Source organism: Microbacterium sp. A8/3-1, assembly GCF_040267695.1.
GTDB lineage: Bacteria > Actinomycetota > Actinomycetes > Actinomycetales > Microbacteriaceae > Microbacterium > Microbacterium luteolum.
Genome location: NZ_CP158357.1, coordinates 2784771 through 2809024 on the forward strand (window position 1 = coordinate 2784771; position 24254 = coordinate 2809024).

Annotated in this window: 24 protein-coding genes; 14 read left to right on the plus strand and 10 right to left on the minus strand. The window is 69.5% G+C overall.

All coding sequences use genetic code 11. The annotated features are described in order from the left end of the window. Positions 1 to 25 precede the first annotated feature (25 nt). Both ABS642_RS13650 and ABS642_RS13655 read right to left on the minus strand, forming a co-directional pair. Positions 26 to 1738, minus strand: coding sequence for an ABC transporter family substrate-binding protein (locus ABS642_RS13650; RefSeq protein ID WP_350350517.1), 1713 nt, complete (start codon positions 1736 to 1738; stop codon positions 26 to 28). A gap of 107 nt (positions 1739 to 1845) precedes the next feature. Further along, a complete protein-coding gene (locus ABS642_RS13655) occupies positions 1846 to 3705 on the minus strand; it encodes a prolyl oligopeptidase family serine peptidase (protein ID WP_350350518.1) in 1860 nt (619 codons plus the stop codon). A 168-nt stretch (positions 3706 to 3873) separates the two neighbouring features. Between ABS642_RS13655 and ABS642_RS13660 the strand changes: the two genes are divergently transcribed. Then, the gene (locus ABS642_RS13660) at positions 3874 to 4590 is read left to right on the plus strand and encodes a helix-turn-helix domain-containing protein (RefSeq protein WP_350350519.1); all 717 of its coding nucleotides are present in this window, start codon (positions 3874 to 3876) and stop codon (positions 4588 to 4590) included. 449 nt (positions 4591 to 5039) lie between these two features. Here ABS642_RS13660 and ABS642_RS13665 read toward each other — a convergent pair whose 3' ends face one another. The 4 genes from ABS642_RS13665 to ABS642_RS13680 all read right to left on the minus strand — a co-directional run bounded on the left by ABS642_RS13665 (position 5040) and on the right by ABS642_RS13680 (position 8402). Beyond that, positions 5040 to 6134 (minus strand): M20 family metallopeptidase, encoded by a 1095-nt coding sequence (locus ABS642_RS13665; RefSeq protein WP_350350520.1) that lies wholly within the window; start codon positions 6132 to 6134, stop codon positions 5040 to 5042. Continuing rightward, entirely contained in the window at positions 6131 to 7006 is an 876-nt protein-coding gene (locus ABS642_RS13670; RefSeq protein WP_350350521.1) for an alpha/beta hydrolase, read from the minus strand. Before ABS642_RS13670 ends, ABS642_RS13665 begins: the two co-directional genes overlap by 4 nt. A 132-nt stretch (positions 7007 to 7138) precedes the next feature. Continuing rightward, positions 7139 to 7666 (minus strand): hypothetical protein, encoded by a 528-nt coding sequence (locus ABS642_RS13675; protein ID WP_350350522.1) that lies wholly within the window; start codon positions 7664 to 7666, stop codon positions 7139 to 7141. 37 nt (positions 7667 to 7703) lie between these two features. Continuing rightward, positions 7704 to 8402, minus strand: a complete 699-nt coding sequence (locus ABS642_RS13680) for a GntR family transcriptional regulator (RefSeq protein ID WP_350350523.1) — start codon at positions 8400 to 8402, stop codon at positions 7704 to 7706. Between the two features lie 97 nt (positions 8403 to 8499). On the opposite strand from ABS642_RS13680, the gene manD reads away from it, so the two are divergent. The 9 genes from manD (at position 8500) to ABS642_RS13725 (ending at position 16565) form a co-directional block, all read left to right on the plus strand. Continuing rightward, positions 8500 to 9738, plus strand: coding sequence for a D-mannonate dehydratase ManD (gene manD, locus ABS642_RS13685; protein ID WP_282215137.1), 1239 nt, complete (start codon positions 8500 to 8502; stop codon positions 9736 to 9738). Positions 9739 to 9749: 11 nt separating this feature from the next. Further along, complete coding sequence (locus ABS642_RS13690; protein WP_350350524.1) at positions 9750 to 10277, plus strand: gluconokinase; 528 nt, start codon at positions 9750 to 9752, stop codon at positions 10275 to 10277. A 12-nt stretch (positions 10278 to 10289) separates the two neighbouring features. Then, positions 10290 to 11114: a hypothetical protein gene (locus tag ABS642_RS13695; protein ID WP_350350525.1), complete on the plus strand. Its 825-nt coding sequence runs from the start codon at positions 10290 to 10292 to the stop codon at positions 11112 to 11114. After that, positions 11111 to 11971 (plus strand): SDR family NAD(P)-dependent oxidoreductase, encoded by an 861-nt coding sequence (locus ABS642_RS13700; protein ID WP_350350526.1) that lies wholly within the window; start codon positions 11111 to 11113, stop codon positions 11969 to 11971. The genes ABS642_RS13695 and ABS642_RS13700 overlap by 4 nt, the downstream gene beginning before the upstream one ends. Before the next feature lie 103 nt (positions 11972 to 12074). Further along, a complete protein-coding gene (locus tag ABS642_RS13705; RefSeq protein ID WP_350350527.1) occupies positions 12075 to 12464 on the plus strand; it encodes a hypothetical protein in 390 nt (129 codons plus the stop codon). A 66-nt stretch (positions 12465 to 12530) separates the two neighbouring features. Next, the gene (locus ABS642_RS13710) at positions 12531 to 13325 is read left to right on the plus strand and encodes an SDR family oxidoreductase (RefSeq protein WP_350350528.1); all 795 of its coding nucleotides are present in this window, start codon (positions 12531 to 12533) and stop codon (positions 13323 to 13325) included. Positions 13326 to 13701: 376 nt separating this feature from the next. Beyond that, positions 13702 to 14703: a magnesium and cobalt transport protein CorA gene (locus tag ABS642_RS13715; RefSeq protein ID WP_282215143.1), complete on the plus strand. Its 1002-nt coding sequence runs from the start codon at positions 13702 to 13704 to the stop codon at positions 14701 to 14703. 192 nt (positions 14704 to 14895) lie between these two features. Then, positions 14896 to 15570, plus strand: a complete 675-nt coding sequence (locus ABS642_RS13720) for a HEAT repeat domain-containing protein (RefSeq protein WP_350350529.1) — start codon at positions 14896 to 14898, stop codon at positions 15568 to 15570. Between the two features lie 2 nt (positions 15571 to 15572). Beyond that, positions 15573 to 16565, plus strand: a complete 993-nt coding sequence (locus ABS642_RS13725; RefSeq protein ID WP_350350530.1) for a HEAT repeat domain-containing protein — start codon at positions 15573 to 15575, stop codon at positions 16563 to 16565. Between the two features lie 13 nt (positions 16566 to 16578). Here ABS642_RS13725 and ABS642_RS13730 read toward each other — a convergent pair whose 3' ends face one another. Genes ABS642_RS13730 through ABS642_RS13740 form a run of 3 tightly spaced genes read right to left on the minus strand, consistent with a single transcriptional unit; the run spans position 16579 to position 20391 of the window. Then, on the minus strand, positions 16579 to 17055 hold the full coding sequence (locus tag ABS642_RS13730) for a cytochrome C5 (RefSeq protein ID WP_350350531.1): 477 nt from the start codon (positions 17053 to 17055) through the stop codon (positions 16579 to 16581). A gap of 58 nt (positions 17056 to 17113) precedes the next feature. Further along, positions 17114 to 19624 carry an FtsX-like permease family protein gene (locus tag ABS642_RS13735; RefSeq protein WP_350350532.1) on the minus strand — a complete coding sequence of 837 codons (2511 nt, stop codon included), beginning with the start codon at positions 19622 to 19624 and terminating at the stop codon, positions 17114 to 17116. Beyond that, positions 19624 to 20391, minus strand: coding sequence for an ABC transporter ATP-binding protein (locus ABS642_RS13740; RefSeq protein ID WP_350350533.1), 768 nt, complete (start codon positions 20389 to 20391; stop codon positions 19624 to 19626). Before ABS642_RS13740 ends, ABS642_RS13735 begins: the two co-directional genes overlap by 1 nt. 108 nt (positions 20392 to 20499) lie before the next feature. Here ABS642_RS13740 and ABS642_RS13745 point away from each other — a divergent pair, with 108 nt between their 5' ends. The 3 genes from ABS642_RS13745 to ABS642_RS13755 are packed head-to-tail and all read left to right on the plus strand — an operon-like array spanning position 20500 to position 22798. After that, positions 20500 to 21735: a sensor histidine kinase gene (locus ABS642_RS13745; RefSeq protein ID WP_350350534.1), complete on the plus strand. Its 1236-nt coding sequence runs from the start codon at positions 20500 to 20502 to the stop codon at positions 21733 to 21735. Then, a complete protein-coding gene (locus tag ABS642_RS13750) occupies positions 21723 to 22361 on the plus strand; it encodes a response regulator transcription factor (protein WP_350350535.1) in 639 nt (212 codons plus the stop codon). Before ABS642_RS13745 ends, ABS642_RS13750 begins: the two co-directional genes overlap by 13 nt. Positions 22362 to 22405: 44 nt before the next feature. Next, a complete protein-coding gene (locus ABS642_RS13755) occupies positions 22406 to 22798 on the plus strand; it encodes a VOC family protein (protein WP_350350536.1) in 393 nt (130 codons plus the stop codon). A 7-nt stretch (positions 22799 to 22805) separates the two neighbouring features. Here the strand turns inward: ABS642_RS13755 and ABS642_RS13760 are convergent, their stop codons facing one another. Beyond that, on the minus strand, positions 22806 to 23771 hold the full coding sequence (locus ABS642_RS13760) for an acetylxylan esterase (RefSeq protein WP_350350537.1): 966 nt from the start codon (positions 23769 to 23771) through the stop codon (positions 22806 to 22808). 138 nt (positions 23772 to 23909) lie between these two features. Here ABS642_RS13760 and ABS642_RS13765 point away from each other — a divergent pair, with 138 nt between their 5' ends. Then, the gene (locus tag ABS642_RS13765; RefSeq protein ID WP_350350538.1) at positions 23910 to 24254 is read left to right on the plus strand and encodes a PadR family transcriptional regulator; all 345 of its coding nucleotides are present in this window, start codon (positions 23910 to 23912) and stop codon (positions 24252 to 24254) included.

A 24254-nucleotide genomic window follows, 5' to 3' on the forward strand; every position in this document is an offset into this window, starting at 1 on the left:
ATTCCTGGCGTGCCGGTCTGCGGGATCAGCCCGCGAGACCCCACTCGGCGAGGTTCCAGAACGGACCCTCCATCGGGTTGATCTGCAGCGGACCGCCGACCTTCTCGCTCCACAGCAGCACGTTCGGCACGGTGTCGAGTGGGAGCGACGGCACGTTCTCGGCGATCAGCGCGTCGGCCTCGTGCGACGCCGCGATGCGGGCATCGACGTCGACCTCGTCGCCGATCTGACCGAGGAGGTCGTCGAGCCCGGGGATGTTCGTCCGGTAGAAGTTGATGCCGGAGAAGCCGTTCGCGTCGCTCGGGATGTTCACCGACGAGAAGGTCGCGTTCAGCGACGGGTCCGGGAACGTGTCGACGATGGCCCAGAGGCCGGCCTGGAAGTCGCCCTCCGGCGCGATCGTGCCGAACAGGTCGGCGGGGGTGACCTGGTCGATCGTCATCTCGAATCCGGCATCCGCCAGCTGCGACTGCAGCACCTGCACCGTGAGGTCGCGGCGCTTGTTTCCGGCGAGCGTCTTGATCGAGAACGTCGCCGTCTCGCCGCCCTTGGCCCAGACGCCGTCGCCGTTCTTCTTCCAGCCGTCGCCCTCCATCAGTTCGTCTACCTTGTCGAGGTCGAGCGAGTACTGCGCGAAGTCGTCGGTCGCGTAGGGGGCGACCATCGGCGAGTTGAAACTCTGCTGCGCCTTGTCGATGCCGAGGCTGCCGAAGAGGCGCTTCACGATGGCGTCGCGATCGATCGAGTAGGCGAGCGCCTGGCGCACCGCGACCGAGTCGAAGGGAGCGACGGAGTTGTTCAGCCAGATGGCCTCGAGGTTGCCGCTGCGGGCATCGACCTGCGACTTGATGCCGGGGAGCCCCGCCTCGATCTGCGTGAGAGCGTCGAGCTGCGGTGTGGGAGCGAGCACGCTGACCTGGCCGCTCTTGAGCGCCTGGAACGCCGCGGTGGTGTCGGGCAGGAACAGGAACGTCACCTTGTCGAGATGCGGCTTCTCGCCCCAGTAGTTCTCGTTCGGCACGAGCGTGACCGAGGTGCCGCGGGTCCACTTCTCGATCTTCCAGGGCCCGCCGCTGAACTCGTAGCCGTCGGCCATCAGCGCGTTGCGGTCCTGCCCCTCGAGGATGTGTGCGGGCAGGATGCCGTAGACGCTGAACAGCGAGCGCCATCCGGCGTACGCGGAATCGAGGGTGACGACGGCGGTCTTCGGATCGCTGGTGTCGACGGCGGTGACCCGGTCGTAGCCGGACTTGTCGAAGATGTCGTCGCCGTCGCGGATCTGCAGGGCGGTGTAGGCGAAGTCGGCCGAGGTGATGGGCTCGCCGTCCGACCACACCGCGTCGGGGTTGATCTCGTAGGTGATGGTCTGCGTGCCATCGGCGGCGACATCGGTGGTCGGCTCCTCGGTGACGAGATCCGAGGCCACGGGCACCCACTCGTCATCGACGAGGCGGGTCTGGAACACGCTCGGCATGGTGGGGATCTGCATCACGTAGGTGCCCCAGATCGATCCGCCGCAGGTGGCGATCCAGTCGGCGCAGTCCGGCTCCTGCTCGGCGCCGATGACGAGCTCGCCGCCGTCGACGACGGCGACCTCCTCGTTCGTCTCCGCGGTGGTGGGCGACGGGGTGCAGGCCGCGAGCGAGCCGATGAGCGCGGCGGCGGTGAGAGCCGCGAGGATGCCGCGTCGGGACAGTCGGGAAGAGGGTACAGCGGTGCGAAGCAGTGATTTCGACATGGACGGATCTCCAGTGAGCGTGCGACGAAGGAACAGTGCAAGAGGTGCTGTGGTGCGGGTGGTGGTCCGACTCTAGAACTGAGTGGAAGAGATAGCAAGTGTTTTAGTCAATGTTCCTGACTAGGGACGATGCCGGGGGCGTCCCAGCGCTCTCCTGCGAGCGTTCGGAGGGCCAGTTCCTGCATGCGACGCTGGTCGTGAGCGGCCCCTCGGAGGCCCGTGGGCTCGTGTCCGCCCTCGAAGATCTCGAGCACGGCGTCGCCGCCGCGAGCGCGCAGCCGGTCGACGTAGCCCTGCACACCGACGACCGGTGTGCGGGTGTCGATCGAGCCCTGATTGATCCAGACGGATGCCGTGACGTCGTCGAGGTAGGAGATGGCCGAGAAGCGCTCGACGAGCTCGGGCGGAACCCACGAGCTCCAGACGCTCCGGACCGCCGGGTTCATCGCGTCGATCGTCACCGACCAGTCCGCCACGGCGACGTGCGCGAAGCCGCCGGCGAACAGCTCAGGGAGTCGCCCCACGCTGAGCAGGGTCATGTGCCCGCCGTACGACGCTCCGGTGACGAAGGTGGATGCCGGGTCGGCGAGGCCCTGCGCGCGCAGCCAGGCGATCGCCGCGGAGACGTCTTCGATCTCGCGGTCGCCGCCGGCGTTCCAGAAGCCCTCGCGGAACGCGCGTCCGAACGTCACAGACCCCCGGTAGTTCAGGGAGGCGTACGCGAACCCGGCATCGAGCCAGGACTGGGCGGAGGGGTTGTAGTGATCCACCGCCACGAGCATCGGCCCGCCGTGGATCTCGAGGATCGTGCCGAGCGGCTCGCGACCGGCCGGGCGGCCCGACCACAGCTGCACCCTGGTGCCGTCGGCGCTCGTGACGAGGGTCGAGGTCAGCGGCTGCCCCGGCGGCACAGCTGCGGGGGCGATCAGCGTCTTCTCGGCGCCGTCGGCGGCGACCTCCGTGACACGGAGGGGAACGTCCCAGCTCGAGCGCATCGCCCGCACAGCACCGTCCGGCGCGTAGTACGACGTCCAGTAGAACGGATGCAGGTTCGCGATGTCGGGCTCGGCGAAGCTGCCGCCCTCGAGCACGGTCCGCACACCGCCGTCTGTCTCATCGATCTCGAGCAGACGATGGATGCCGCCGTCGACGTGCAGCGCGAGGATGCGGCCGCTCGGGGCGTGCCAGTCGAGCGCGATCACCTCTCCGGCGAGGTCGGGCAGGTCGAAGTCGTGCCGCTCCCCAGTACGCGGGTGCCAGATCGCCGGGCGCGAGAATCCGCTGCGCTCGGTGTTGAGGAACAGGCGGTCGTCCCCCACGACGGACGAGAACTGCACGGCACGGACCGGACCGTCGGGGAGGTCGTCGAGCGTCGCGACGGTCGCGCCGGTCGCGGCATCCACGACCGTGATGCGAGGACGACGGATGCCGGGATTGTGGTCGGTCGTGTCGATCGAGACCAGCGTCGCGTCGGCCGACGGCATGCCGAACCAGGCCTCGATCGGGTTCGAGTACACGACTCTCGGCGCGCCCCAGGGCGCTGCGGGGATCGCCAGCACGTGGAAGCCCTCCTCGTCGACGACCGTGGCGATGAGCGTGGAGCCGTCGAACGAGAACACCAGCCCGCGCAGGACGTAGGGCTCGCGGCCGGGCGTGAGGGCTACACGCTCGGAGCCGTCGAGGGAGATCGCGGCGAGGGCGCCCACCTCGGAGCCGCCGCCGTCGTCGAGGTCGACGATCCAGCGGCCGTCGGGCGTGACGATCGCGCCCGTGCTCACATCGAACGGGAGCAGACCCTCCGGGGCGTTCGGCGCCTGCCACAGGCGTCCACGCGCACCCTCGGGGTGGTTCTCGATCACGAGCGCGCGATCGGCCGCACCCGCGGCGGGGCGCACGGTCATGAGGTACGGAACGGCGAAGCGCTGGTCGATCATCGCTGTCGTCGCGTCTTCCGGGGTGTGCAGCATCCTTGCTTCTCCTCGTCGTCGCCAATGTCGTTGACTATAGCATTGGCTATGCTGATCGGGCCAGGGATTCCGGCATTGTCGACGGGCATGACAGGAGCCGTGATCATGGTGGGGTACCGTGATCTCTGCGTGACCGACGCACGGTGACGACAGCGAAGGAGTGACTCGATGGCGACTCGGAAGGCCGCAGGTCAGGCGAAGGCGCCGGCCCGCTCGAGCGGGAACACCGCACGCCCTCGCCGCGCACGCGACTCGCTCAGCCGCGACATCATCGTCGCCGCCGCAGACCGCGTCGTGGAGCGCGACGGGCTCGACCGGCTGACGTTCCAGGCCATCGGCGAGGAACTCGGCGCACACCCGACATCGATCTACCGGCACTTCCGCGACAAGGACGAGCTGCTCCTCGCCCTGATCGACACGCTCCGCGCCCGCTCCTACAGCGGCGGCATGGTCGCGACCGACGACTGGCTCGCCGACCTGCGCACCCAGGCGCACCTGATCCATGACCACTACATGCGCTATCCCGAGTTCGCACTGCAGATGGCGCTGCGCCGCCCCACTGACTTCTCCTCGATGGAGTTCTCGATCGGCGCCCTCCGACGCGGAGGCTACGACAAGGAGCAGGCGGCGCTGTACGCCCGCGCGCTCGGGCAGCTGATCCGCTCGGCATCCAGCATCCAGGCCGCGCTCACGGCGCTGCCCGCCGACGTGCAGGACTCCGACGAGCTCACCTGGCAGATGGACTACCGACGGCTCGACCCCGACGAGTTCCCGAACATCGTCTGGGCCGGCGACAGCCTTCCCGGCGTGCGCGACCCGCGGGCCTGGGAGTCCGCGCTCGACCTGCTGCTGGAGAGCATCGAGCGGCACGCGCCCGGCGCCTGAGGCTTGCGGGGCTGGCCTCAGGCCGGGCAGCGTCGCGGTCGGGCACCCCGTTCTTAGCAGGCGGTCGTTGTGAGCACGCACTACGAAGGAGATCTCTCGCTTCGAAGGAGCATCCGCTCCCAAACCTCCTTCATTGCGCGAGAACTCCTTCACAACGTGCGCTTCGGATGCCGCCGTGCGGAGAGCACCCACTACGAAGGAGATCTCACGCTTCGAAGGAGCATCCGCTCCCAAACCTCCTTCATTGCGCGAGAACTCCTTCACTCCGCGCCCCGGGCCTCGCCGCCGCGCGGAGCACGCACGTTCGGGATGCCGCCGCGGCAGGCTTCTGCGCTCCGGATGCCGCCGTGCGGGGGCACCAACTATGAAGGAGATCTCACGCTTCGAAGGAGCATCCGGCCTCGAACCTCCTTCATTGCGTGAGATCTCCTCCCGAACGTGCGCCGCGATCAGCCGCGCGCCGTGAGGTCGTCGAGCATCCCTGCGAGCAGGTCGATCCGCTCCATCATCGAGTCGATCGACACCCACTCGTGGTCGGCGTGCGCGCCCGCGCCACGCGGCCCGAGGCCGTCGAGCGTGCGGGCGCCGACCGCCGCCGTGAAGTTGCCATCGGATGCTCCGCCGGCGGACACCGCCTCGATCTCCGGATGCCGGAGGCGCGCGGCCACCCGACGGGCGCAGTCGAGAAGTTCGGCGGAGGAGCTCTCCTCCATCGGCGGGCGGTTGATACCGCCGGTGACGTCGACGGAGACTCCTTCGGTGTGAGCCTCCAGCCTCTGCATCCGCTCGTCGACGCGTTCGAGCTCGCCGAGCGTCCAGGCGCGCACGTCGACGCGCACCTCCGCATGCTCGGGGATCACGTTGGTCACGGTCCCCGCCTGCGCGACGGTCGGGCTCACCGTCGTGCCGGCCTCGTCGTCGGCGAGCTCGGGCAGCGCGAGCACGTGATGCGCGAGCTCGGCCAGGGCGCTGCGCCCCTTCCACGGCTCGAGGCCCGCGTGCGCCGCGCGCCCGGTGAAGGCGATCCGATAGATGCTGCCCCCGCGGCGGGCGATCTTGAGCGCTCCGTCGAGGCTCGGCTCGAGCACCAGCACGGTGCCGGCGCGCCTAGCCTCCCGCTCGATGAGCGCGCGTGAGGTCAGTGAGCCGACCTCCTCGTCGCTGGTCAGCAGCACGGCGACCTCACCGGGCCGCGCGATGCGGGCGAGGGCTGCCGCCATGATCACGATGCCGGCCTTCATGTCGAAGACCCCGGGGCCCGTCGCCCTGTCGCCGTCGATGCGGAAGGGCCGGTCGACGATCGTGCCCTTCGGGAAGACCGTGTCGAGGTGGCCGATCAGGAGCACGGCCGGCGTATCGCCGCCGGACCAGCGCAGATGCTCGATGCCGTCGACGATCTCGATGATCCCCGGCTCGCCGATGATCGGTTCGAGCCACGACCGCACCAGCTGCTGCGCGGCCTCGAGACCGACGGCGTCACCCGTGGGCGTCTCGATGGACACGAGTTCGGCGAGTCGCTCGACCGCGAGCGTCCGCGCGCTCATGCGGCGACCTCGGTCACCGCGAAGAATTCCCGCAGCGCGGCGGCGGTCGACTCCGGCGCCTCTTCCGCCAGGTAGTGATCCGCCTCGATCGGCGCCCCCGTGACGCCCGGGGCGTACGGCGCCCACGTCGCGAGCACATCGAAGTTGCGGCCCACGTAGCTGTGCGCACCCCAGAGCGCGACGGTCGGGCAGGCGACCGTGCGTCCGGCCTCCCGGTCCGCGCGATCATGATCGAGGTCGACGGTCGCCGCGGCGCGGTAGTCGGCCCCCGAGGCGAACACGGTGTCGATGTCGAAGCAGCGCCGGTACTCGTCGTACGCATCCGGCAGTCGATCGCCGTCATGGCGCCGGCCGGTGAACCTGCTGCGCAGCCAGGCCTCCCGATCCGCGCCGATCAGCGCCTCCGGCATCCCGTCGTCCCGTGCGAGGAAGAACCAGTGGAAGTACGCGGTCGCCATCGCCCGGTCGACGTTCTCGAACATGTGCAGAGTGGGCACGATGTCGAGCACGGCCAGCGCCGACACGGCATCCGCATGATCCAGCGCCATCCGATGAGCGACGCGCCCGCCGCGATCGTGGCCGGCCACGGCGAAGCGGGGGAAGCCGAGCTCGCGCATCAGCGTCACCTGGTCGCGCGCCATCTCGCGCTTGGCGTAGTGGTCACCGCGCGGCTTCGCCGAGTCGCCGTAGCCGCGCAGGTCGGCTGCGACGACCGTGTGGTCCGCGGCGAGCGCCTCGGCGACGTCGTCCCACATGGCCTTGGTCTCGGGATACCCGTGGAGCAGCAGCACCGGGGATCCGGATCCGCGCACCTCGGCCGCGATCCTGATGCCGTCGCAGTCCACCGCTACCTGCGTGCGGGGTGTGGTCATCGTCGTCCCACTCTCGAAGAAGTCCAGTCAACAAGTCAATCTCGTTGACTATAGCAATGACCAACGCGCCGGGATAGCCCGGGATCCGACGAACCCGGCGTCAGAGTGCGGCGAACCCCGCGGCGGCGCAGGCTAGTCGGGCGCCCGAACAGCGGTCGCGGAAGATGCAGCCGCGGCAGCGACCAACCCCGACATCCCGGGCGCCGACGTGTGCACGCGCAGCGTCGTGCCGTCGGACGAGCGCACCACCAGCATCCGTCTCCCGCGCCGATCGATCGTGCGATGCGAGACGATGTCGCGATAGCGGATGCTGCGCTCCGCGCCGAAGATCGTCCGGAACACGACCGCGTCGGCACCGGGCAGCACGTACCGATTGCGATAGGCGAGCAGGACGAGCAGGCCAACCACGAGCAGCACCGCCGACGCGATGCGGAACGGCACCGGGTCGCGCATGTCACCGCTGCCGAACCCCAGGAGCGACGCCACGACAGCGAGGACGAGCAGCACCGCGGCGGCGATGGCGACGGACCGCGGCAGGCGGACACGGGGATCCCGGGTCTTCGCGCGGTTCGAGCGGCCGAAGAACGAGCGCACGAGCACCACCACGAAGACCAGCGCCGCGGCGAAGAGGACGATCTTCAGCACGAAGGCGGGGATCATGTTCCGACGGTATCAAGCGCCGGGGCCACGACGGCGCTCAACGCCGGGATGCCCGCCCGGTGCGCGCCGGCGCCGGACCCGCGAAGAGCTCCGGATGCTGCGCCTGCACGGCCTCGAGATCGGCGAAGACGAACCGGAGGTGCGCGCGGAGCGCGGCGATGGCGGCATCCGCATCTCCGTGGGCGAGCGCATCGACCACGCGCTCGTGGTCGTCGACGTAGTCCTGCACGGCCCGCGTGGCGCTCATGCCGACGTAGCGCGCCCGATCGAGGTGCCCCTTCGCGGCGCTCACCGCCGCCCAGGCGTTCGCGTGTCCGGCCAGGCCGAGGAGCGCGCGGTGGAACTCCTCGTCCAGCGGATAGAAGGCGTCGCGGTCACGGGCGCCACGCTGTCGGCGGATGAGGTCGCGCAGCATCCGCTCCTCGTCAGCGGACGGCTGCGCGCAGGCCCCGAGGGACGCGAGCTCGATGGCCTCGCGGATGAACTGCGCCTCGCGCACGCGGTCGGGATCGATGCGCGTGACGTAGGTTCCGCTCTGCGGCCTCACCTCGACGAGTCCCTCCTGCGCGATGAGCAGCAGTGCCTCGCGCACCGGCTGCCGGCTGAGCCCGAGCGCCACGGCGAGCTCGTTCTCGGAGAGCAGTGCGCCCGGGGCGAACCGACCGCCGATGATGTCGTCGCGCACGCGTCCGTACGCGAGTTCACGCGCGGAGGTGCGGGCGACGGGGGCGGGCATACCGTCACGATAGCTTGACACAACTTGTATGGCAGTGATTCCATGGAGGTGTCGGCGCGGTGATCCTCACTGTCGCCCTGCACCCGAGGAGCATCCGATGACCATCGACAGGGCAGAGGTCATCGTGACCAGTCCCGATCGCAACTTCGTCACCCTGAAGATCACGACGGCCGACGGCGTGACCGGTTTGGGGGATGCGACCCTCAACGGGCGCGAGCTCGCCGTGGTCGCGTATCTGTCCGAGCACGTGGTGCCGCTGCTGATCGGGGCGGACGAGTCGCGCATCGAGGACACGTGGCAGTTCCTGTACCGGTCGGCGTACTGGCGGCGGGGTCCGGTCACGATGGCGGCGATCGCCGCGGTCGACATGGCGCTGTGGGACATCAAGGGCAAGGTCGCGGGTCTCCCGGTGTATCAGCTGCTCGGCGGCGCGTCCCGGAACGGACTGATGGCGTACGGGCACGCGTCGGGCAAGGAGCTGCCCGAGCTGTTCGACTCGATCCGCGCCCACCAGGCGCAGGGGTACCGGGCGATCCGGGTGCAGACCGGCGTCCCGACCCTGAAGGCGATCTACGGCATCGCGTCGCAGTCCGCCGACACCGGGGGCGGCGAGGCCCGCTACGACCACGAGCCGGCCCGCCGTGGGGCGAAGCCGGTGGAGGAGGACTGGGACACCCGCGCGTATCTGAACCACCTCCCCGGTGTCTTCGAGGCGGTGCGCAACGAGTTCGGCCCCGACATCCCCCTGCTCCACGACGGCCACCACCGGATGACGCCCATCCAGGCCGCACGCCTGGGCAAGGACCTCGAGCCGTACGACCTGTTCTGGCTGGAGGACTGCACCCCGGCCGAGAACCAGGAGGCGCTGCGACTTGTGCGCCAGCACACCACCACCCCGCTCGCGATCGGGGAGATCTTCAACACGGTCTGGGACTTCAAGGACATCATCCGCGACCAGCTCATCGACTACGTCCGCGGGGCCGTCACCCACATGGGCGGCATCAGCGCGCTGAAGAAGACCCTCGACTACGCCGCGATGTACCAGATCAAGTCGGGCATGCACGGGCCGACCGACATCTCCCCGGTCGGCATGGCCGCCGCGATGCACCTCGGTCTCGCGATCCACAACTTCGGCATCCAGGAGTACATGCAGCATGGCTCCCGCACCGACCAGGTCTTCCAGCAGTCGTTCACCTGGACTGACGGCTACCTGCACCCCGGCGACAAGCCCGGCCTCGGTGTCGAGCTCGACGTCGACGAAGCCGGCAGGTACCCGTACGAGCAGGCGTACCTGCCCTACAACCGTCTCCTCGACGGCACGGTCCACGACTGGTGAAGGATGGAGGGGTGAACGCCGCATCCCACTCCGCACCGCCCCTCGTCGTGATGGGCGTCTCCGGCGTCGGCAAGACGACCATCGGCCAGGAGCTGGCTCGTCGGCAGGGTACTCGCTTCGTCGACGCCGACGACCTCCACGGACCGGAGAACATCGCCAAGATGAGCGCGGGCATCCCGCTGGTCGACGACGATCGCTGGCCCTGGCTGGATCGCGTCGGCGCTGTGCTCGCGGCGGAGCCCGGGGTCGTGATGGCGTGCTCGGCGCTGCGACGCGTGTACCGCGACCGCCTGCGGGCGAACGCGCCCGCGACCGTGTTCGTGCACCTCGCCGCTGCGCCCGAGAGAGTGGCGGCACAGGCGGCCGCACGCGAGGACCACTTCATGCCACCGGCGCTGCTGCGGTCGCAGATCGCCACGCTCGAGCCGCTCGACGAGGACGAGCCGGGCATCACCGTCATCGTGGATGCCGGCCCCGATGACCTCGTCGATCGCATCCTGGCTCTTCTGGCAGGTGAGCGGGAGCGATCCGAGAAGTAGGCTGATCCCATCATGCAAGAGTTCTGGCAGTGGGCGGGCAACTACTGGTGGCTCATCTTCCCCCTCTTCGGGATGGCCGGCGGCGTCGCCAAGGCGTGGGAGCGGAGCGCTCGACGCCGTCATGAGCGGCGCCTCGAGACCCTCAAGATCAAGGCCCAGCTGAAGACGGCCGAGATCGAAGCCCGCGCCCTGACCCAGCAGGCCAAGCGCCGCGGGCCGTCGATCGTCGACACCACGGCATCTGTCGCTCCGAACGATCTGCTCGTGCGCCTGTTCGCCGAGCACGACGAGATCACCGCGCGCTGGCTGGACTACGAGCTCGACGTCGCGAAGCTGATCGCGTTCCCCGCGATGAGCGATGGCCGTCAACCGCTGACGGCCGCATTCCTGCGGGCCAAGAAGACAGCGGATGCTCTGCGCCCGGCATCCGCCGAAGGCAAGGTCACCGAGCATCAGGTCGCCGAATACCTGCAGGCCGTCGGCGACTACGCGGTCGCGTTCGAGATCGCGGAGAAGGACGCCCGACGCCTGCGCGACTCGACCTTCACCGAGCCGGAGCGCAAGCGACTCGACCGCGCACAGCAGCTGCTCAAGGTCGCGGTCGACGAGTCGGCCACGCAGGCCGAACGCAACGTCGCCTACAAGCGGGTGCGCGAAGAGCTCGACGGGCTCATCCTGCTCTCCGACGACGCCGTCACGGTGCTCGAGAAGCAGGTCGCGCGGGAGATCGCCGCGCCGGTCGCGCAACCGGCGCCTGCGCCCGTGCCGGAGCCCGAGCGGATGCCGGTCGCCGAGCCGCTGCGCCCCGCCCCGCCCGCGCACCGAGAGGGCGCATGACACCCGACGGCGCTGCGCGCCGCCGGACGATCGTCATCACCGGGGCATCCGACGGGATCGGAGCCGCTGCCGCGCGACAGCTCGCGGCATCCGATGATCGCCTGCTGCTCGTCGGCCGATCGCCGGAGAAGACCGCCGCGATCGCGCGGGAGACGGGCGCCGAGCACCTCACCGCCGACTTCGCCCGTCTCGACGACGTCCGCGCGCTCGCGGAGCAGATCGCCGACCTGGTCGGCGACGACGGCATCGACGTGCTGGCGAACAACGCCGGCGGGATCTTCGGCGATCAGACGCCGACTGTCGACGGCTTCGAGAAGACCATCCAGGTGAATCATCTGTCCCCGTTCCTGCTGACGAACCTGCTGCTGCCTCAGCTGCGGAAGGCGGATGCCGCCGTCATCAACACGTCGAGCGTCGGCCATCGCCTGTTCGGACACATCGACGTCGACGACCTCGACAACCGGAAGAAGTACAGCGCCAACAAGGCCTACGGCGATGCAAAGCTCGCCAACGTCCTGTTCACGAAGAGCCTGCACACGAAGTTCCACCCCGGCGGCCTGAGCGCGGTGGCATTCCATCCCGGCGTCGTGCGCACGAACTTCGCGGCCGAGTCGTCGAGCGTGATGCGACTGATCTACCGCACACCCCTGAAGCATGTCCTGGCGATCAGCACCGACAAAGGCGGCGAAACGCTGCGCTGGTTCATCGAGGGCACCCCCGATGAGACCTGGTTCTCCGGCGCGTACTACGACGAGCGCACGCTGAGCACCCGCGTGAATCCGCAGGTCGACGACGCCGATCTCGCCGAGGCGCTCTGGCAGAAGAGCGCCGAGCTCGTCGGCATCCCAACGATCTGACGCGATGACGCGTACACCCGGAGGGCGAGTGCGAAGGTACCGCTGGCTGCTCATCACGATTCTCTCGGTCGTCGTCGTAGCTGTCGTCGCGACCCTGGCCCTCATGTTCCCGGTGCGGAAACAGGGCCAAGCACGCGTGGAAGCCGAAGCGGGCCTCCCCCTCCTCCTGATCCCGGAGACGTACAGCGATCCCGTAGGCGTCGGCGAGATGCGGCTCGAACCGGACGGCGTCGCCCAGCTCACAGACTTTCCCGTCGGTGATGTCGATGTCGTCGACAACTGCATCGACTGGGACAGCGCGAAGCCCTTCACGGGAACAGCCGAATGGTCGGCCGATCGAAAACTGAACATCACGATCACCAGCGAAGACGGCTCGGTCGTCATCGGCCCCTACCATCCGAAATTCAGCGATATCGTCTGGTATCGCTTCGGGATGTCGTTGTGCGACGACGATCGTGTGGTCTGGTACTCGGCGGCACCCGCGACTCCGTAGACGACGTCTTCTGTCGCACCACCTGTCAGCGTCCACCACGGCAGCACCACCCACGGAGGAGACATCATGCGCATCGACCTCACCGGCAAGACCGCTCTCGTCACCGGCTCCACCCAGGGCATCGGCCGGGCGATCGCCACGGCACTGGCGGATGCCGGAGCCCGCGTCGCCGTCAACGGACGCAACAGCGACACCGTGGCATCCGTGATCTCCGAGCTCCAGGGAGAGCGGCCCGAGCGCGATCTGGTCGCCGCTCCCGGCGACGTCACCGACGAGGCCGGTGCAGACTCCGTGCTCGCCGCCGCCAGCGACGTCGACATCCTGGTCAACAACCTCGGCATCTTCGGCGCGACATCCGCGCTCAACATCACCGATGACGAATGGCGCCGCTACTTCGACGTGAACGTGCTCGCGGCGGTGCGCCTGATCCGCTCGACCCTGCCCGGCATGAAGGAGCGCGGCTGGGGGCGGGTGCTCAACATCGCGAGCGACTCGGCGATCGTGATCCCGGCCGAGATGATCCACTACGGCATGTCGAAGACCGCGCTGCTGGCCGTCTCGCGCGGGTTCGCGAAGGATGCAGCGGGCACGGGAGTCACCGTCAACTCGGTCCTCGCCGGCCCGACGCACACCGGGGGCGTCGAGGACTTCGTCTACGAGCTGGTCGACAAAGCGCTTCCGTGGGACGAGGCGCAGCGCGAGTTCATGAAGCGTCATCGGCCGCAGTCGCTACTGCACCGACTGATCGAGCCGGAGGAGATCGCGAACATGGTCGCGTACCTCTCCTCACCGCTGGCATCGGCGACGACGGGCGCGGCGGTGCGCGTCGACGGCGGGTACATCGACTCGATCGTGCCGTAGCGGTTAAGCCGCCGCATCCGAAAGTCGGACGTACTAGAGATGTTCAGAAAAGTCACGTACTCCGCACGAGGCGGAGAAAAGGAGATAGCCCGAACACGTGGTGAAATGACCGACCACGTCGTGCTCCCGGTTTCGAGGAGTAACATGGCCCCTCGGGTCGTCCGACCCGAGGAGAGTCCGAAAGGCGGTGATGGCGATGTCCGGTGATAGTTACGACGCCGCCACCGCTGCGTCGAGACTCCCTGCGCTTTCGCGTTGAGCATCCGCTCCACGATCTCGCACGTCCTTCCGCAGCATCGGCGGCGTCTCCCGCCCTCTGACTGATCTGCGCACGGAGCCTTCTGCTCCCGTGCGCCTGCGAGAACGGATGCGCATCATGGCGCTCATCGACAACGGCGTGTACGTCCACGGACGTCGCGTGGAGACCCCGAAGAACCTGGACGAGACCTACCGGATGCTGGATGCCGCGGGCGGCACCGCCTGGATCGGCCTCTACCGCCCGAGCCCGGAAGAGGTCGCGTCGGTCGCGCGCGAGTTCGATCTGCATCCGCTCGCCGTCGAAGACGCCCTGTCCGGTCACCAGCGATCGAAGGTGGAGCGCTACGGGGACACCCTGTTCGCGGTGCTGCGCCCTGCGCGCTACCGCGACAAGGAGGAGTCGATCGAGTTCGGCGAGCTGCACCTGTTCGTCGGACCCGACTTCGTGGTGACGATCCGGCACGCCGAGTCGCCGGACCTCGCCGCGGTACGCCGGCGCATGGAGGCCAACCCCGACCTGCTCGCGATGGGCCCCGAGGCCGTGCTCTACGCGATCCTCGACGAGGTCGTCGACGGGTACGAGCCGATCGTGGCCGGTCTGCTGAACGACATCGACGAGATCGAGGACCAGCTCTTCGGCGACAGCGACGACGACCAGCTCTCCCGGCGCATCTACGAGCTCTCGCGCGAGGTCATCAACTTCCAGCGGGCGGTGCATCCGCTCAGCGGGATGCTGGAGTGGCTGCGCCGCGGGTCGGAGAAGTACCGCATCGACGAGGAGCTCCAGCGGTCGCTGCGCGATGTGCTCGACCACACGATCCGGGTGAACGAGCGGGTCGACTCGTTCCGCGCGATCCTCGAGAACGCGCTGACCGTGCACTCCGCGCTCGTCGCCCGCCGGCAGACCGAGGCGGGACTCGCCCAGAACGACGAGATCAAGAAGATCTCCTCGTGGGCCGCGATCATCTTCGCCCCCACGCTCGTCGGCACGGTCTACGGCATGAACTTCGAGGTCATGCCCGAACTGCACTGGGCCTTCGGCTACCCGATGGCGATCGGCGCGATGGCCGCGTTCGCCGTGGCGCTCTACGGGGTGTTCAAGTACAAGAAGTGGCTCTGAGCCGGGGCATCCTGCCGACTTCTGCGGCCATCTCGAACTTCTGCGGCCCATCCGGGCTGATGCGGCCGCGGAAGTTCGGATCGGCCGCAGAAGTCGGGATCGGATGCTGGGCGCCGGAATCGACATCGGCATGCGAGAAAACTTGACCTTGTCACGGTGACAAGGTGTGAGATGGCTGGTGGAGGTGGTCTCATGACCGACACGAACATCGAAACCGACGCCGCGCGACGGCTCGACACCGCTCTGCAGGCGGAGTCCGCATCGACGCGCTTGCAGGCGGCCCTGACGGCGGGCACGCACCCGCGCCCCGAGTACATCCGGGTGGTCATCGCCCAATGCCGCATCGAGCCGGACTTCTCCGTGCGCGACATGCTCACCTGGGCGCTCACCCGTCACGATCGCGAGGCGACCGTCGATCTGCTGCTGCCGGAGCTCGGTTCGGCCACGCCCCAAGCCCGCAGCCAGGCGCTGCACTCGCTGTCGAAGATCCGCGACCCGCGCGCGTGGCCGGCGATCACGACCTCCTTGCTCACCGACGACGACGCGGAGGTGGCCCGAGCCGCCTGGCGCACGGCGGCCGGGCTTGCCCCCGACGAGGAGAAGGGCAGGCTCGCCGAGGTTCTGGCCACACAGTTCGCGCGGGGCGACCACGACCTGCAGCGCAGCCTGAGTCGCGCCTTCGCGATGCTCGGCGCGCCGGCGACGGCAGCCGTCGAGAAGGCGTCGACCTATCCCGGCCCCGAGGTGCGCATCCACGCGATCGCGACCGCGCATGTGATGGAGAATCCCGACGACGGATTCGAGGCCGCCGTCGCCGAGGCACAGCGCGTGGTCGCCCTGCGCGCGGCGCCGCGCATCGAGGAGTGACCATGCTGATCGGCGAGGTGGCGCAGCAGACCGGCATCAGTGCACGGATGCTGCGCCACTACGACCGCATCGGCCTGGTCTCGCCGTCGGAGCGCTCGGCCGCGGGGTACCGTCGCTACTCGGATGCCGACGTGCAGCGGCTGTTCCGGGTGGAGGGTCTGCGGTCACTGGGGCTCGGCCTCGCCGAGATACCCGCGGCGCTCACCGACGAGCGGTTCACCACACGCGGCATGATCGATCAGCTCCTCGAGCGCTCCCGCGACCAGCTCGCCCTGGCGCAGGAACTGGTGTCGCGGCTGGAGCAGGTACAGGCGTCCGAACCCGAGGCCTGGCCGGACGTGATGCGGACGATCGGGCTCATGCGGGGATTCGACGCGCACGACGCTTCTGCCCGGCAGCGACAGGCGCTCTCGCTGCCGGACGCAGACGAGCGCGATGTCGGGGTGCTCGTCGAGGCCCTCCTCCGTGAAGAGGATGTCAATGCGAGCGGAGCGATCGCCTGGGCCGTGGCGCGCGCGGGCGACGCGGCGATTCCGCTGCTCGCCGCCGCTCTCGACTCGCCGGCGGAGGATCGACGGCATCGCGCCCTCCGAGCGCTCGAGAAGATCGGATCCCCCGCCGCCCTGAGCGCGCTGACGGATCTCGCCGACCACCGCGATCCGCTCCTCCGTGCCCGCGCGCACCTGGCCCGCGGGCGCACGGGCGACGACGAGTCCATCGACGCGATCGTCGAGCTGATCGTCCTCGGCACTGCAGACATCGAGGGCGTCGAGGTCCTCGAGGGTCTGGCGCGCTCGGATGATCTCGCACCACGGGTCGCGCGGGCCCTGGCGGCCGCCTCGGCATCCACCGACCCGGCGGCTCGGCGCCGTCTCGCCTGCGCGCTCGGATCGATTCCCGGCGATGAAGCGGTCACCGCGCTCCGCGACCTCGCCGAGGATCCCGAGCCGTCGGTCGCCCTGACCGCGAAGGCCCTGCTGCGCGCGCACGAGTGAGCGCGCGCCGGTATCACTGCGGCGTGGAGCTGTCCCGATCCCTGACCTCGATGTTGGCGATCTCGAGTTCGTCGTCGAGCTGCACCAGGATCCGCGAGTCGGGGAACTGCTTCGGTGCGTCGAAGGCGAGGAGCACGGCATCCGCGAAGACGACGACCGAGGTCGCCTCCAGGTCGTCGCGCAGGTCGACCTGCTCGATCACCGGCTCGTCGTCGACCGCCTCGTCGATGTCGTCGGCGACCTCGTCGATCACGGCCCGCCAGCGCGTCTCGTTCACGGAGAGGATGCGCGTGACGGCGGCGATCAGCGCGTCGTCGTCGAGCACATCGTCGTCGTCCTCCAGCTCGGGGTCGACGTTCACGGTCACGACCGTGCCGGCGGCGTCGATGCTCGCGCGCCCGTAGATCAGGCCGTTCTCGACGACCGGTTCATCGAGCAGCCCACTGTCGACGATGCGGGCGAGGAGGTTGTCGAGAAGCGGGGAGGTCATGAGACCAGTCTTTCGCATCCGGCCGCCGCACGGGCGGCCGGATGCGTCGACGATCGGGTTACTGCCGCGAGCCGATCTCCTCGATCGGCCGCGTGCGCATCGCGGCGATCGTCGCCGCCCAGATCGACAGCAGGGCGAGAGCGCCCATCGACCCGACGATCGCCAGCGAGGGCAGCACAGGCAGTGCCGGGATCGGCTGGCCGGAGATCCCCATGCTCAGGCCGATCAGCGACGGAACGGCGACGACGACGCCGAACACCACCGAGATGGCAGCCACCAGCACCGCCTCGACGCGCATCATCGCCCGCACCTGGCGCCGCGACGAGCCGATCAGCTGCAGCAGCGCGAGCTCACGCGACCGCTCACCGGTCGCCATGACGAGCGTGTTGATGACGGCGATGGCGATGTAGCCGAGGATGACGATCAGACCGATCACGCCCACCCAGCCCTGCTGCGACTGCGCGTCGGCGCCGGCCGCCTTCTGGCCCCCGGCATCCGTCGGTGTCAGTCCCGCCTCGGTCAGCGCGGTGCGCACCTGGTCGAGAGAGCCGTCGTCGACGGCCACGAGTGCGAACGCGTCCAAGCCGGCTGTGGTGTGCTCGCGCACCGCCTCGACGTCCATCGTGAGGTCGCCGAAACCCAGACCGCGCTCGTAGATCGCCACGACGGTCGCCTCGAGCGGCGTCCCGTCGCCGAAACGGCCGGCGACCGTGTCGCCGATGCCGACGCCGAGGGTCTGCACGGCATCCGTGCTCACTGCCACGGTCGCTCCGCCGTCGAGCGCGGCCAGCGTGCCCTCCTGCACCTGCAGGTCGAGCGCTGTGTCGACCGTTGCCGGGTCGACGCCCTGCAGAACGTGCTCTCCGCGCTGCACCTTGCCCTCGAAATCGCGGGAGTCGATGATCGCGCTGGTGATGGCGATGCCGGACGCGTCCGAGACCCCGGGGATCGAACTGATCGCCTCCGTGGCCGCCGGAGAGAGTCCCGCGGATGCCGTGACACGGAGGTCGGCCGTGACACCGGCCTGCGCCTGCGCGGCGGCCTCGCTCGCCATGATCGCGGGGGCGCCGATCTGCACCAGCCCCAGGCCGATACCCAGCGCGATCGGGAGAATCGCGCTCGCCAGCCGACGGCTGTTCGCCGCGGCATTCGCGGCCGCGAGGAACCCGGCGGCCGACATCCGCCGCAGCACGGAGCCGATCAGGCGCACGCTGAGCGACACCAGCCACGGTCCCAGCAGCGCGAGCGCGACGATCAGCATAATCACGGCTCCGGCCGAGGCGCCGGCCGCGTTCTCGCCGCGCACGACCAGCGGAACGGTCGACACCGAGATCCCCGCGGTCGCGAAGACGATGCCGGCGATGATCCGCGGCAGTCCGCTCGCGGCGGGACCGGTGGCCGATTCCCGCAGCGCCTCGATCGGGTCGAGCTTCGCCGGCCGCCGAGCCGCGATGCGCGCCGCGCCCCACGCGGCGCCGAGCACGAGCAGCACCGCGCCGACCGCGGGGATCGGACCGACCGCCAGAGCGAAGTCACCCGGGATCACGCCGCCCGACACGAACGCGCCCTGCAGCACGGTCGAGAGCGCGTATCCGGGAGCGATGCCGGCGAGCGCGGCGATCACCGCGATCGACAGCACCTCCCGGGCGACCAGGGCATGGACCTGCTTCGGACTCGCACCGACCGCGCGGAGCAGCGCGTAGTCCCGGCGACGCGACTGCACCGACAGCGAGAGGGTGCCTGCGACGATGAACATCGCGACGAGGATGCAGGTGCCGACGAACGCGCTGCCGATCGCGATGAGCGTCGCCCGGGCCGCGCCCGAGTCGAGGAACTCGATGTCGCCACGGCCGTCTCCGGCCTGCGCGACCACGCCGGGAAGCGCATCGCGGATCGCGGCGGCGGTGCGGTCCGCCTCGCCGGGTGCGGTGAACACGCCCAGCACCTGCGCGGCGCCGCCGTGCGGGTCGAGCTGCGCGATGCGCCCCTCGGTGAGGAAGACGTGGTTCGCGCGTTCGGGCACGACCGGACCGTCGACGACGCCGACGACGCGGTACTCCGCCACAACCCCGCCGTGCGAGAGGGTCACGGCATCGCCCACGGCCTCGCCGGTGACGGCCGTGACGACGACCTCGTCGGCGGAGGCGGGTTCGCGACCCTCGCGCAGGACGAATCCGGTCAGGGCCGTTGAGGCCCACGGGTGCGCCTCGACGGGTGCCGCATCCTGTCCCGTGACGAGGGGGACCGTGACGTCGGCGACGACGCTCTCGACGCCGGGGATCGCGGCGATCTCCTGCGCGGCATCCGCAGGAAGCGGGGCGCGCTCGCGCAGCGGGAGCGGCATGTCCTCCGGGACGTCGACATACTGCGGCGAGCCGACGACCACGTCGACCTGGGTGTAGCGCTCGGGGGCGAGGCCCCCGCGGATGCCGGACTCGACGAGCACACCGAGCCCGGTGACCAGAATGCTCGCGACGAAGATCGCCACCGCCACCCCGGCGAAGCTGGCACGGTTGTGACGCAGGTCGGCACGCACGAGGCGGCCGAAGCTCAGACGCTGACCGGTCATCACCACTCCCCGAGCGCGCTCATGCGGTCGGTGATCTGCGCCGGCGTCCCACCGTCGAGGTACCCGGCGAACGACCCGTCGGCGAGGAAGATCACCCGGTCGGCATGCGAGGCCACGACTGGGTCGTGCGTCACGACGACGACGGTCTGGTCGAGCTCCTTCGCCGTGTGCGCGAGCAGATCGAGCACCTGCTTGCCGGAGCGCGAGTCCAGCGCGCCCGTCGGCTCGTCGCCGAAGACCACGTACGGCCGGGTGATCAGCGCGCGGGCGATCGCGACGCGCTGCTGCTGGCCGCCGGAGAGCTCGGCCGGACGGCGGAGCCGCCGATCACGGAGCCCGACCGCGTCGAGCAGGAAGTCGAGCCACCCCGGGTCGAGCCGGCGTCCGGACAGGCGCAGCGGGAGCGTGATGTTCTCCTCGACGTTCAGGGCGGGGAGCAGGTTGTACGCCTGGAAGACGAAGCCGACGTGGTCACGCCGGAACGCCGTGAGCTTCGCAGCGCGCAGCCCGGAGATCTCGGTGCCGCCGAGCTGCACGGTGCCGCTGGTGGGCTTATCGAGGCCGGCCGCGCTGTGCAGCAGCGTGCTCTTGCCCGAGCCGGACGGGCCCATGATCGCGGTGAACGAGCCCTTCGCCAGGACGAGGTCGACGCCACGGAGCGCCGACACCGCGTTGGCGCCGGAGCCGTAGGTCTTGACGACGGATTGGAGGCGCAGCGCCTCGGCCGGACGAGCGTCGACGGCGGATGCGAGTGGTGTGGAGGTCATGCTTCGACGCTACGAACGCCGGCGACGGCATCCCATCCCGCTGTCCACCGGAACGATGGTGGTGCTGGCTATACCGCGCCGGCATCCGCACTCCGGCAGACTTGCAGAGTGAAGGACGGACGGATGCGACGCTGGCTGCGGGACTGGCGGTACGTGGCGGTCGAGTTCGCGGCATCCGTCGTCTCGCTGGTGCTCTTCTGCGTCGGGATGCTGCTGCTGCCGCTGATGATCATCACCGGCGGCGTGCTGATCCTGCCGCAGGCCGTACGCGTGCTGCACGCGTGGAGCGACCTCAACCGCCGGCGCATCGGCGCCTTCCGCGGGGTGGACCTGCCTCCGATCTCGCGCCCGCTCCCCCCGGGGGCCACGATCGACGATCGTCTGCGCTTCGCCTTCTCGCGATCGACCGGCCGCGACGCACTCTGGCTCGCCGTGCACGCCCTGCCCGTGTTCTCGGTGTCGTTGCTCGCGGCCGTGCTTCCCGTGGCTGCGGTCAACGCCCTCGCTGCGACGTACTACTGGCAGTTCGCGCCCGCCGATGATCCGGTCGGATCCCCCTACCCCGTGACCTCGTGGGAGCTCGCGGCGACGATGCCGCTGGTCGCCGTCGCGTACGCGCTGATCTCCTGGTGGCTCATGCCCGCCGTCGCGCGGCTGGTGTCCTGGACGTCGGCGCGACTGCTCGCGACGCCCGAGAAGTCGCGACTCGCCGCGCGCGTGGATGCTCTGACGCTCAGCCGCGCCGCCGCCCTCGACGCGCACGGTGCGGAGCTCCGCCGCATCGAGCGCGACCTGCACGACGGCGCGCAGAACCGCCTCGTGAACGTCGTGATGATGCTCGGGATCGCGGAGCGGGCGCTCGAGACCGATCCGAGCGGAGTGCTCGAGCCGCTCCGCCGCGCGCAGGATGCCGCGACCGACGCCCTCGCGGGACTGCGCCGCACGGTGCACGACATCTATCCGCCGATCCTCGACGAGCTCGGCCTGGAGGGGGCGCTGGCCTCGCTCGCCGGCCGCAGTGCGGTGCCCTGCACGATCGAGGCCGCCGACGTCGGACGCGTGCCCGCCGCGGTCGAGTCCGCCAGCTACTTCGTCGTCGCCGAGGCTCTCACCAACGTGAACAAGTACAGCGGCGCTGCGCACGCGACCGTGCAGGTGAGCCGCGAGAGCGAGCGCCTGATCATCACCGTCGAAGACGATGGCGCGGGCGGCGCGGTGGAGCGTCCGGGCGGCGGACTCGCCGGCATCCGCCGCCGCGTCGAGGCCTTCGAGGGCACGACGGAGCTGACCAGCCCGGTCGGCGGACCGACCACCCTGAGAGCGGAGCTGCCATGCGGATCGTGATCGCCGAGGACGACACCCTGCTGCGGGAGGGGCTCGCGCTGCTGCTGCGCAGCGAGGGCTTCGATGTCGTCGCCGCGGTCGACAACGCCGACGACTTCCTGCTCCGGCTCGACGAAGCGGATGCCGCGGTCGTCGATGTGCGGATGCCGCCGACGTTCACGAGCGAAGGGCTGAAGGCCGCGGCCGAAGCACGCGCGCGTCGCCCGGGCTTCCCGGTGCTGGTGCTGTCCGCCTACGTCGAGGACCGCTACGCCGGGGAGCTGCTCGCCGCGGGCGCCGACGGGCTCGGGTATCTGCTCAAGGAGCGCGTCGGCAAGGTCGCCTCGTTCATCGACGCCCTCCACCGCGTGGCAGCGGGCGGCACGGTCATGGACCCCGAGGTCATCTCACAGCTCATGAGCAGGCGTCGAGTCGATGACCCGGTGCAGTCGCTCACGCCGCGAGAGCGCGAGGTGCTCGGCCTCATGGCCGAAGGCCTCGACAACGCCACGATCGCCGCCCGGCTCTTCGTGACGGAGACCGCGGTGAGCAAGCACATCGGCAACATCTTCGCCAAGCTCGGGCTCGCGACGAGCGACAGCGGGCACCGCCGGGTACTCGCTGTGCTCGCGTACCTCCGCGACTGAACCGGCCTCTGGACACGTCGGCCGGACGAGCGCATGCTGAGACCATGACCGCCTTCCAGACCACACACGCGTTCAGCGGGTTCAGCGTCGACGACATCGACGCGGCTCGCTCCTTCTACCGCGACACGCTCGGCATGGACGTCAACGACAACGCCATGGGCTTCCTCGAGATCGCCCTTCCGCAGGGCGGCTCGATCCTCGTCTACGGCAAGCCCGATCACACGCCGGCGAGCTACACGATCCTGAACTTCCCGGTCGACGACGTCGAGGCCGCCGTCGACGAGCTCAACGCGAAGGGCGTCGTGACGAAGATCTACACCGACCCCGATCTCGGCACCGACGCGAAGGGCATCTCGCACGGCGCCCCGGGCAAGGGACCGGACATCGCCTGGTTCACGGACCCCGCGGGGAACGTGCTCTCGGTGCTCGCCGGCTGACGCGGGGTCAGAGCCGGTCCGCGAGCCACGCGGTCTGCCGGTGCCACTGCACGATCTGCCCGCCCTCGTGGCCGTTGAACTCGTAGACGGCGATCTCGGCATCCGCGGAGCCGCAGTGGTTGAACGCCGCGAACACGCTCGACGGCAGCACGACGGCATCCATCAGGGCGACCGAGAACAGCACCGGCGCAGTGATGCGGCGTGCGAAGTTCACGCCGTCGAAGTACGACAGGGTCTCGAAGATGTCCTCGACCCGTCCTCGGTGCACGCCGAGGTAGCGCCCGATCTCGGTGAACGGCAGCTCGGGGGTGAGCTGCACCGACCGTCGGAAGTGACACAGGAACGGCACGTCCGGCATGGCCGCGGAGACGTCGGGGTGCAGGGCCGCGGCCGCCAGGCTGATGCCGCCGCCCTGGCTGCCGCCGGTCACGCTGATGCGACCGCTGTCGACGGCATCCAGCTGCTTCACGGCATCGATCAGCAGCACCGCATCCGTGAACACGCGACGGTAGAAGTACGTGTCGGGATGCTGGATGCCGCGGGTCATGAAGCCGGGGATCGATCCCTCCGACCCGTGCGGGTCGGGGGTGTCGCCGCCCGATCCCCATCCGCTGCCCTGACCGCGGGTGTCCATCAGGACGTGCACGTAGCCGGCGGCCGCCCACTGCAGCCGCTCGCCGGGGATGCCGCGCCCGCCGTTGTAGCCGATGTACTCGACGACGGTCGGCAGCGGGCCCTCGACCTGCGGGCGGGTGATCCACGCGCGGATCGGCTCGCCGCCGAATCCGCTGAATGTCAGATCCTCGACGATCAGCTGCGTGATCGGGGTGGCGACCGACTCGACCACGGGCGCCGCGGCGAGCGCGCGTGACTCGGCGAGCGTACGCGCCCAGAAGTCGTCGAAGTCCGCGGGTTCGGCCACGTCGGGCCGGAAGGAGCGGAGCTGGTCCAGGGGGAGATCGGTGAGAGCCATCGGCGAAAGGTTAGCGGGGCCCTCCGGAGCCGACCAAAAAGATTTCAGTATTCGGTGTTGCTAAGTACCGGTACTCAGTGTTACTTTGTACCGGTACCCAGCAACACTGAGTACCGACAGAAACGAAAGGAGGACCTGATGGGCAAGCAGATGACCGAGATGCTCAAGGGCACTCTGGAGGGCATCGTTCTGGCCCTCCTCGCCGAGCAGCCGGCGTACGGGTACGAGATCACCACACGGATCCGCGACCACGGGTTCACCGACATCGCCGAGGGCACGATCTACGCACTCCTCGTGCGCATCGAGCAGAAGAGCCTCGTCGACGTCGAGAAGGTCCCGAGCGAGAAGGGCCCGCCGCGCAAGGTCTACAGCCTCAACGCCGCGGGCACGCAGGAACTCGAGGATTTCTGGAACACCTGGAGCTTCCTCAGGAAGCACATCGAACAGCTGAACAAGAACAACACCGAGAACAAGGAGAACTGA

What these genes read in the sequence shown, in the direction of transcription:
- ABS642_RS13650 (WP_350350517.1), bottom strand. Translation starts at nt 1,738, where the DNA reads ATGTCGAAATCACTGCTTCGCACCGCTGTACCCTCTTCCCGACTGTCC.
- ABS642_RS13655 (WP_350350518.1), bottom strand. Translation starts at nt 3,705, where the DNA reads ATGCTGCACACCCCGGAAGACGCGACGACAGCGATGATCGACCAGCGC.
- ABS642_RS13660 (WP_350350519.1), top strand. Translation starts at nt 3,874, where the DNA reads ATGGCGACTCGGAAGGCCGCAGGTCAGGCGAAGGCGCCGGCCCGCTCG.
- ABS642_RS13665 (WP_350350520.1), bottom strand. Translation starts at nt 6,134, where the DNA reads ATGAGCGCGCGGACGCTCGCGGTCGAGCGACTCGCCGAACTCGTGTCC.
- ABS642_RS13670 (WP_350350521.1), bottom strand. Translation starts at nt 7,006, where the DNA reads ATGACCACACCCCGCACGCAGGTAGCGGTGGACTGCGACGGCATCAGG.
- ABS642_RS13675 (WP_350350522.1), bottom strand. Translation starts at nt 7,666, where the DNA reads ATGATCCCCGCCTTCGTGCTGAAGATCGTCCTCTTCGCCGCGGCGCTG.
- ABS642_RS13680 (WP_350350523.1), bottom strand. Translation starts at nt 8,402, where the DNA reads ATGCCCGCCCCCGTCGCCCGCACCTCCGCGCGTGAACTCGCGTACGGA.
- manD (WP_282215137.1), top strand. Translation starts at nt 8,500, where the DNA reads ATGACCATCGACAGGGCAGAGGTCATCGTGACCAGTCCCGATCGCAAC.
- ABS642_RS13695 (WP_350350525.1), top strand. Translation starts at nt 10,290, where the DNA reads ATGCAAGAGTTCTGGCAGTGGGCGGGCAACTACTGGTGGCTCATCTTC.
- ABS642_RS13700 (WP_350350526.1), top strand. Translation starts at nt 11,111, where the DNA reads ATGACACCCGACGGCGCTGCGCGCCGCCGGACGATCGTCATCACCGGG.
- ABS642_RS13705 (WP_350350527.1), top strand. Translation starts at nt 12,075, where the DNA reads ATGTTCCCGGTGCGGAAACAGGGCCAAGCACGCGTGGAAGCCGAAGCG.
- ABS642_RS13710 (WP_350350528.1), top strand. Translation starts at nt 12,531, where the DNA reads ATGCGCATCGACCTCACCGGCAAGACCGCTCTCGTCACCGGCTCCACC.
- ABS642_RS13715 (WP_282215143.1), top strand. Translation starts at nt 13,702, where the DNA reads ATGGCGCTCATCGACAACGGCGTGTACGTCCACGGACGTCGCGTGGAG.
- ABS642_RS13720 (WP_350350529.1), top strand. Translation starts at nt 14,896, where the DNA reads ATGACCGACACGAACATCGAAACCGACGCCGCGCGACGGCTCGACACC.
- ABS642_RS13725 (WP_350350530.1), top strand. Translation starts at nt 15,573, where the DNA reads ATGCTGATCGGCGAGGTGGCGCAGCAGACCGGCATCAGTGCACGGATG.
- ABS642_RS13730 (WP_350350531.1), bottom strand. Translation starts at nt 17,055, where the DNA reads ATGACCTCCCCGCTTCTCGACAACCTCCTCGCCCGCATCGTCGACAGT.
- ABS642_RS13735 (WP_350350532.1), bottom strand. Translation starts at nt 19,624, where the DNA reads ATGACCGGTCAGCGTCTGAGCTTCGGCCGCCTCGTGCGTGCCGACCTG.
- ABS642_RS13740 (WP_350350533.1), bottom strand. Translation starts at nt 20,391, where the DNA reads ATGACCTCCACACCACTCGCATCCGCCGTCGACGCTCGTCCGGCCGAG.
- ABS642_RS13750 (WP_350350535.1), top strand. Translation starts at nt 21,723, where the DNA reads ATGCGGATCGTGATCGCCGAGGACGACACCCTGCTGCGGGAGGGGCTC.
- ABS642_RS13755 (WP_350350536.1), top strand. Translation starts at nt 22,406, where the DNA reads ATGACCGCCTTCCAGACCACACACGCGTTCAGCGGGTTCAGCGTCGAC.
- ABS642_RS13760 (WP_350350537.1), bottom strand. Translation starts at nt 23,771, where the DNA reads ATGGCTCTCACCGATCTCCCCCTGGACCAGCTCCGCTCCTTCCGGCCC.
- ABS642_RS13765 (WP_350350538.1), top strand. Translation starts at nt 23,910, where the DNA reads ATGGGCAAGCAGATGACCGAGATGCTCAAGGGCACTCTGGAGGGCATC.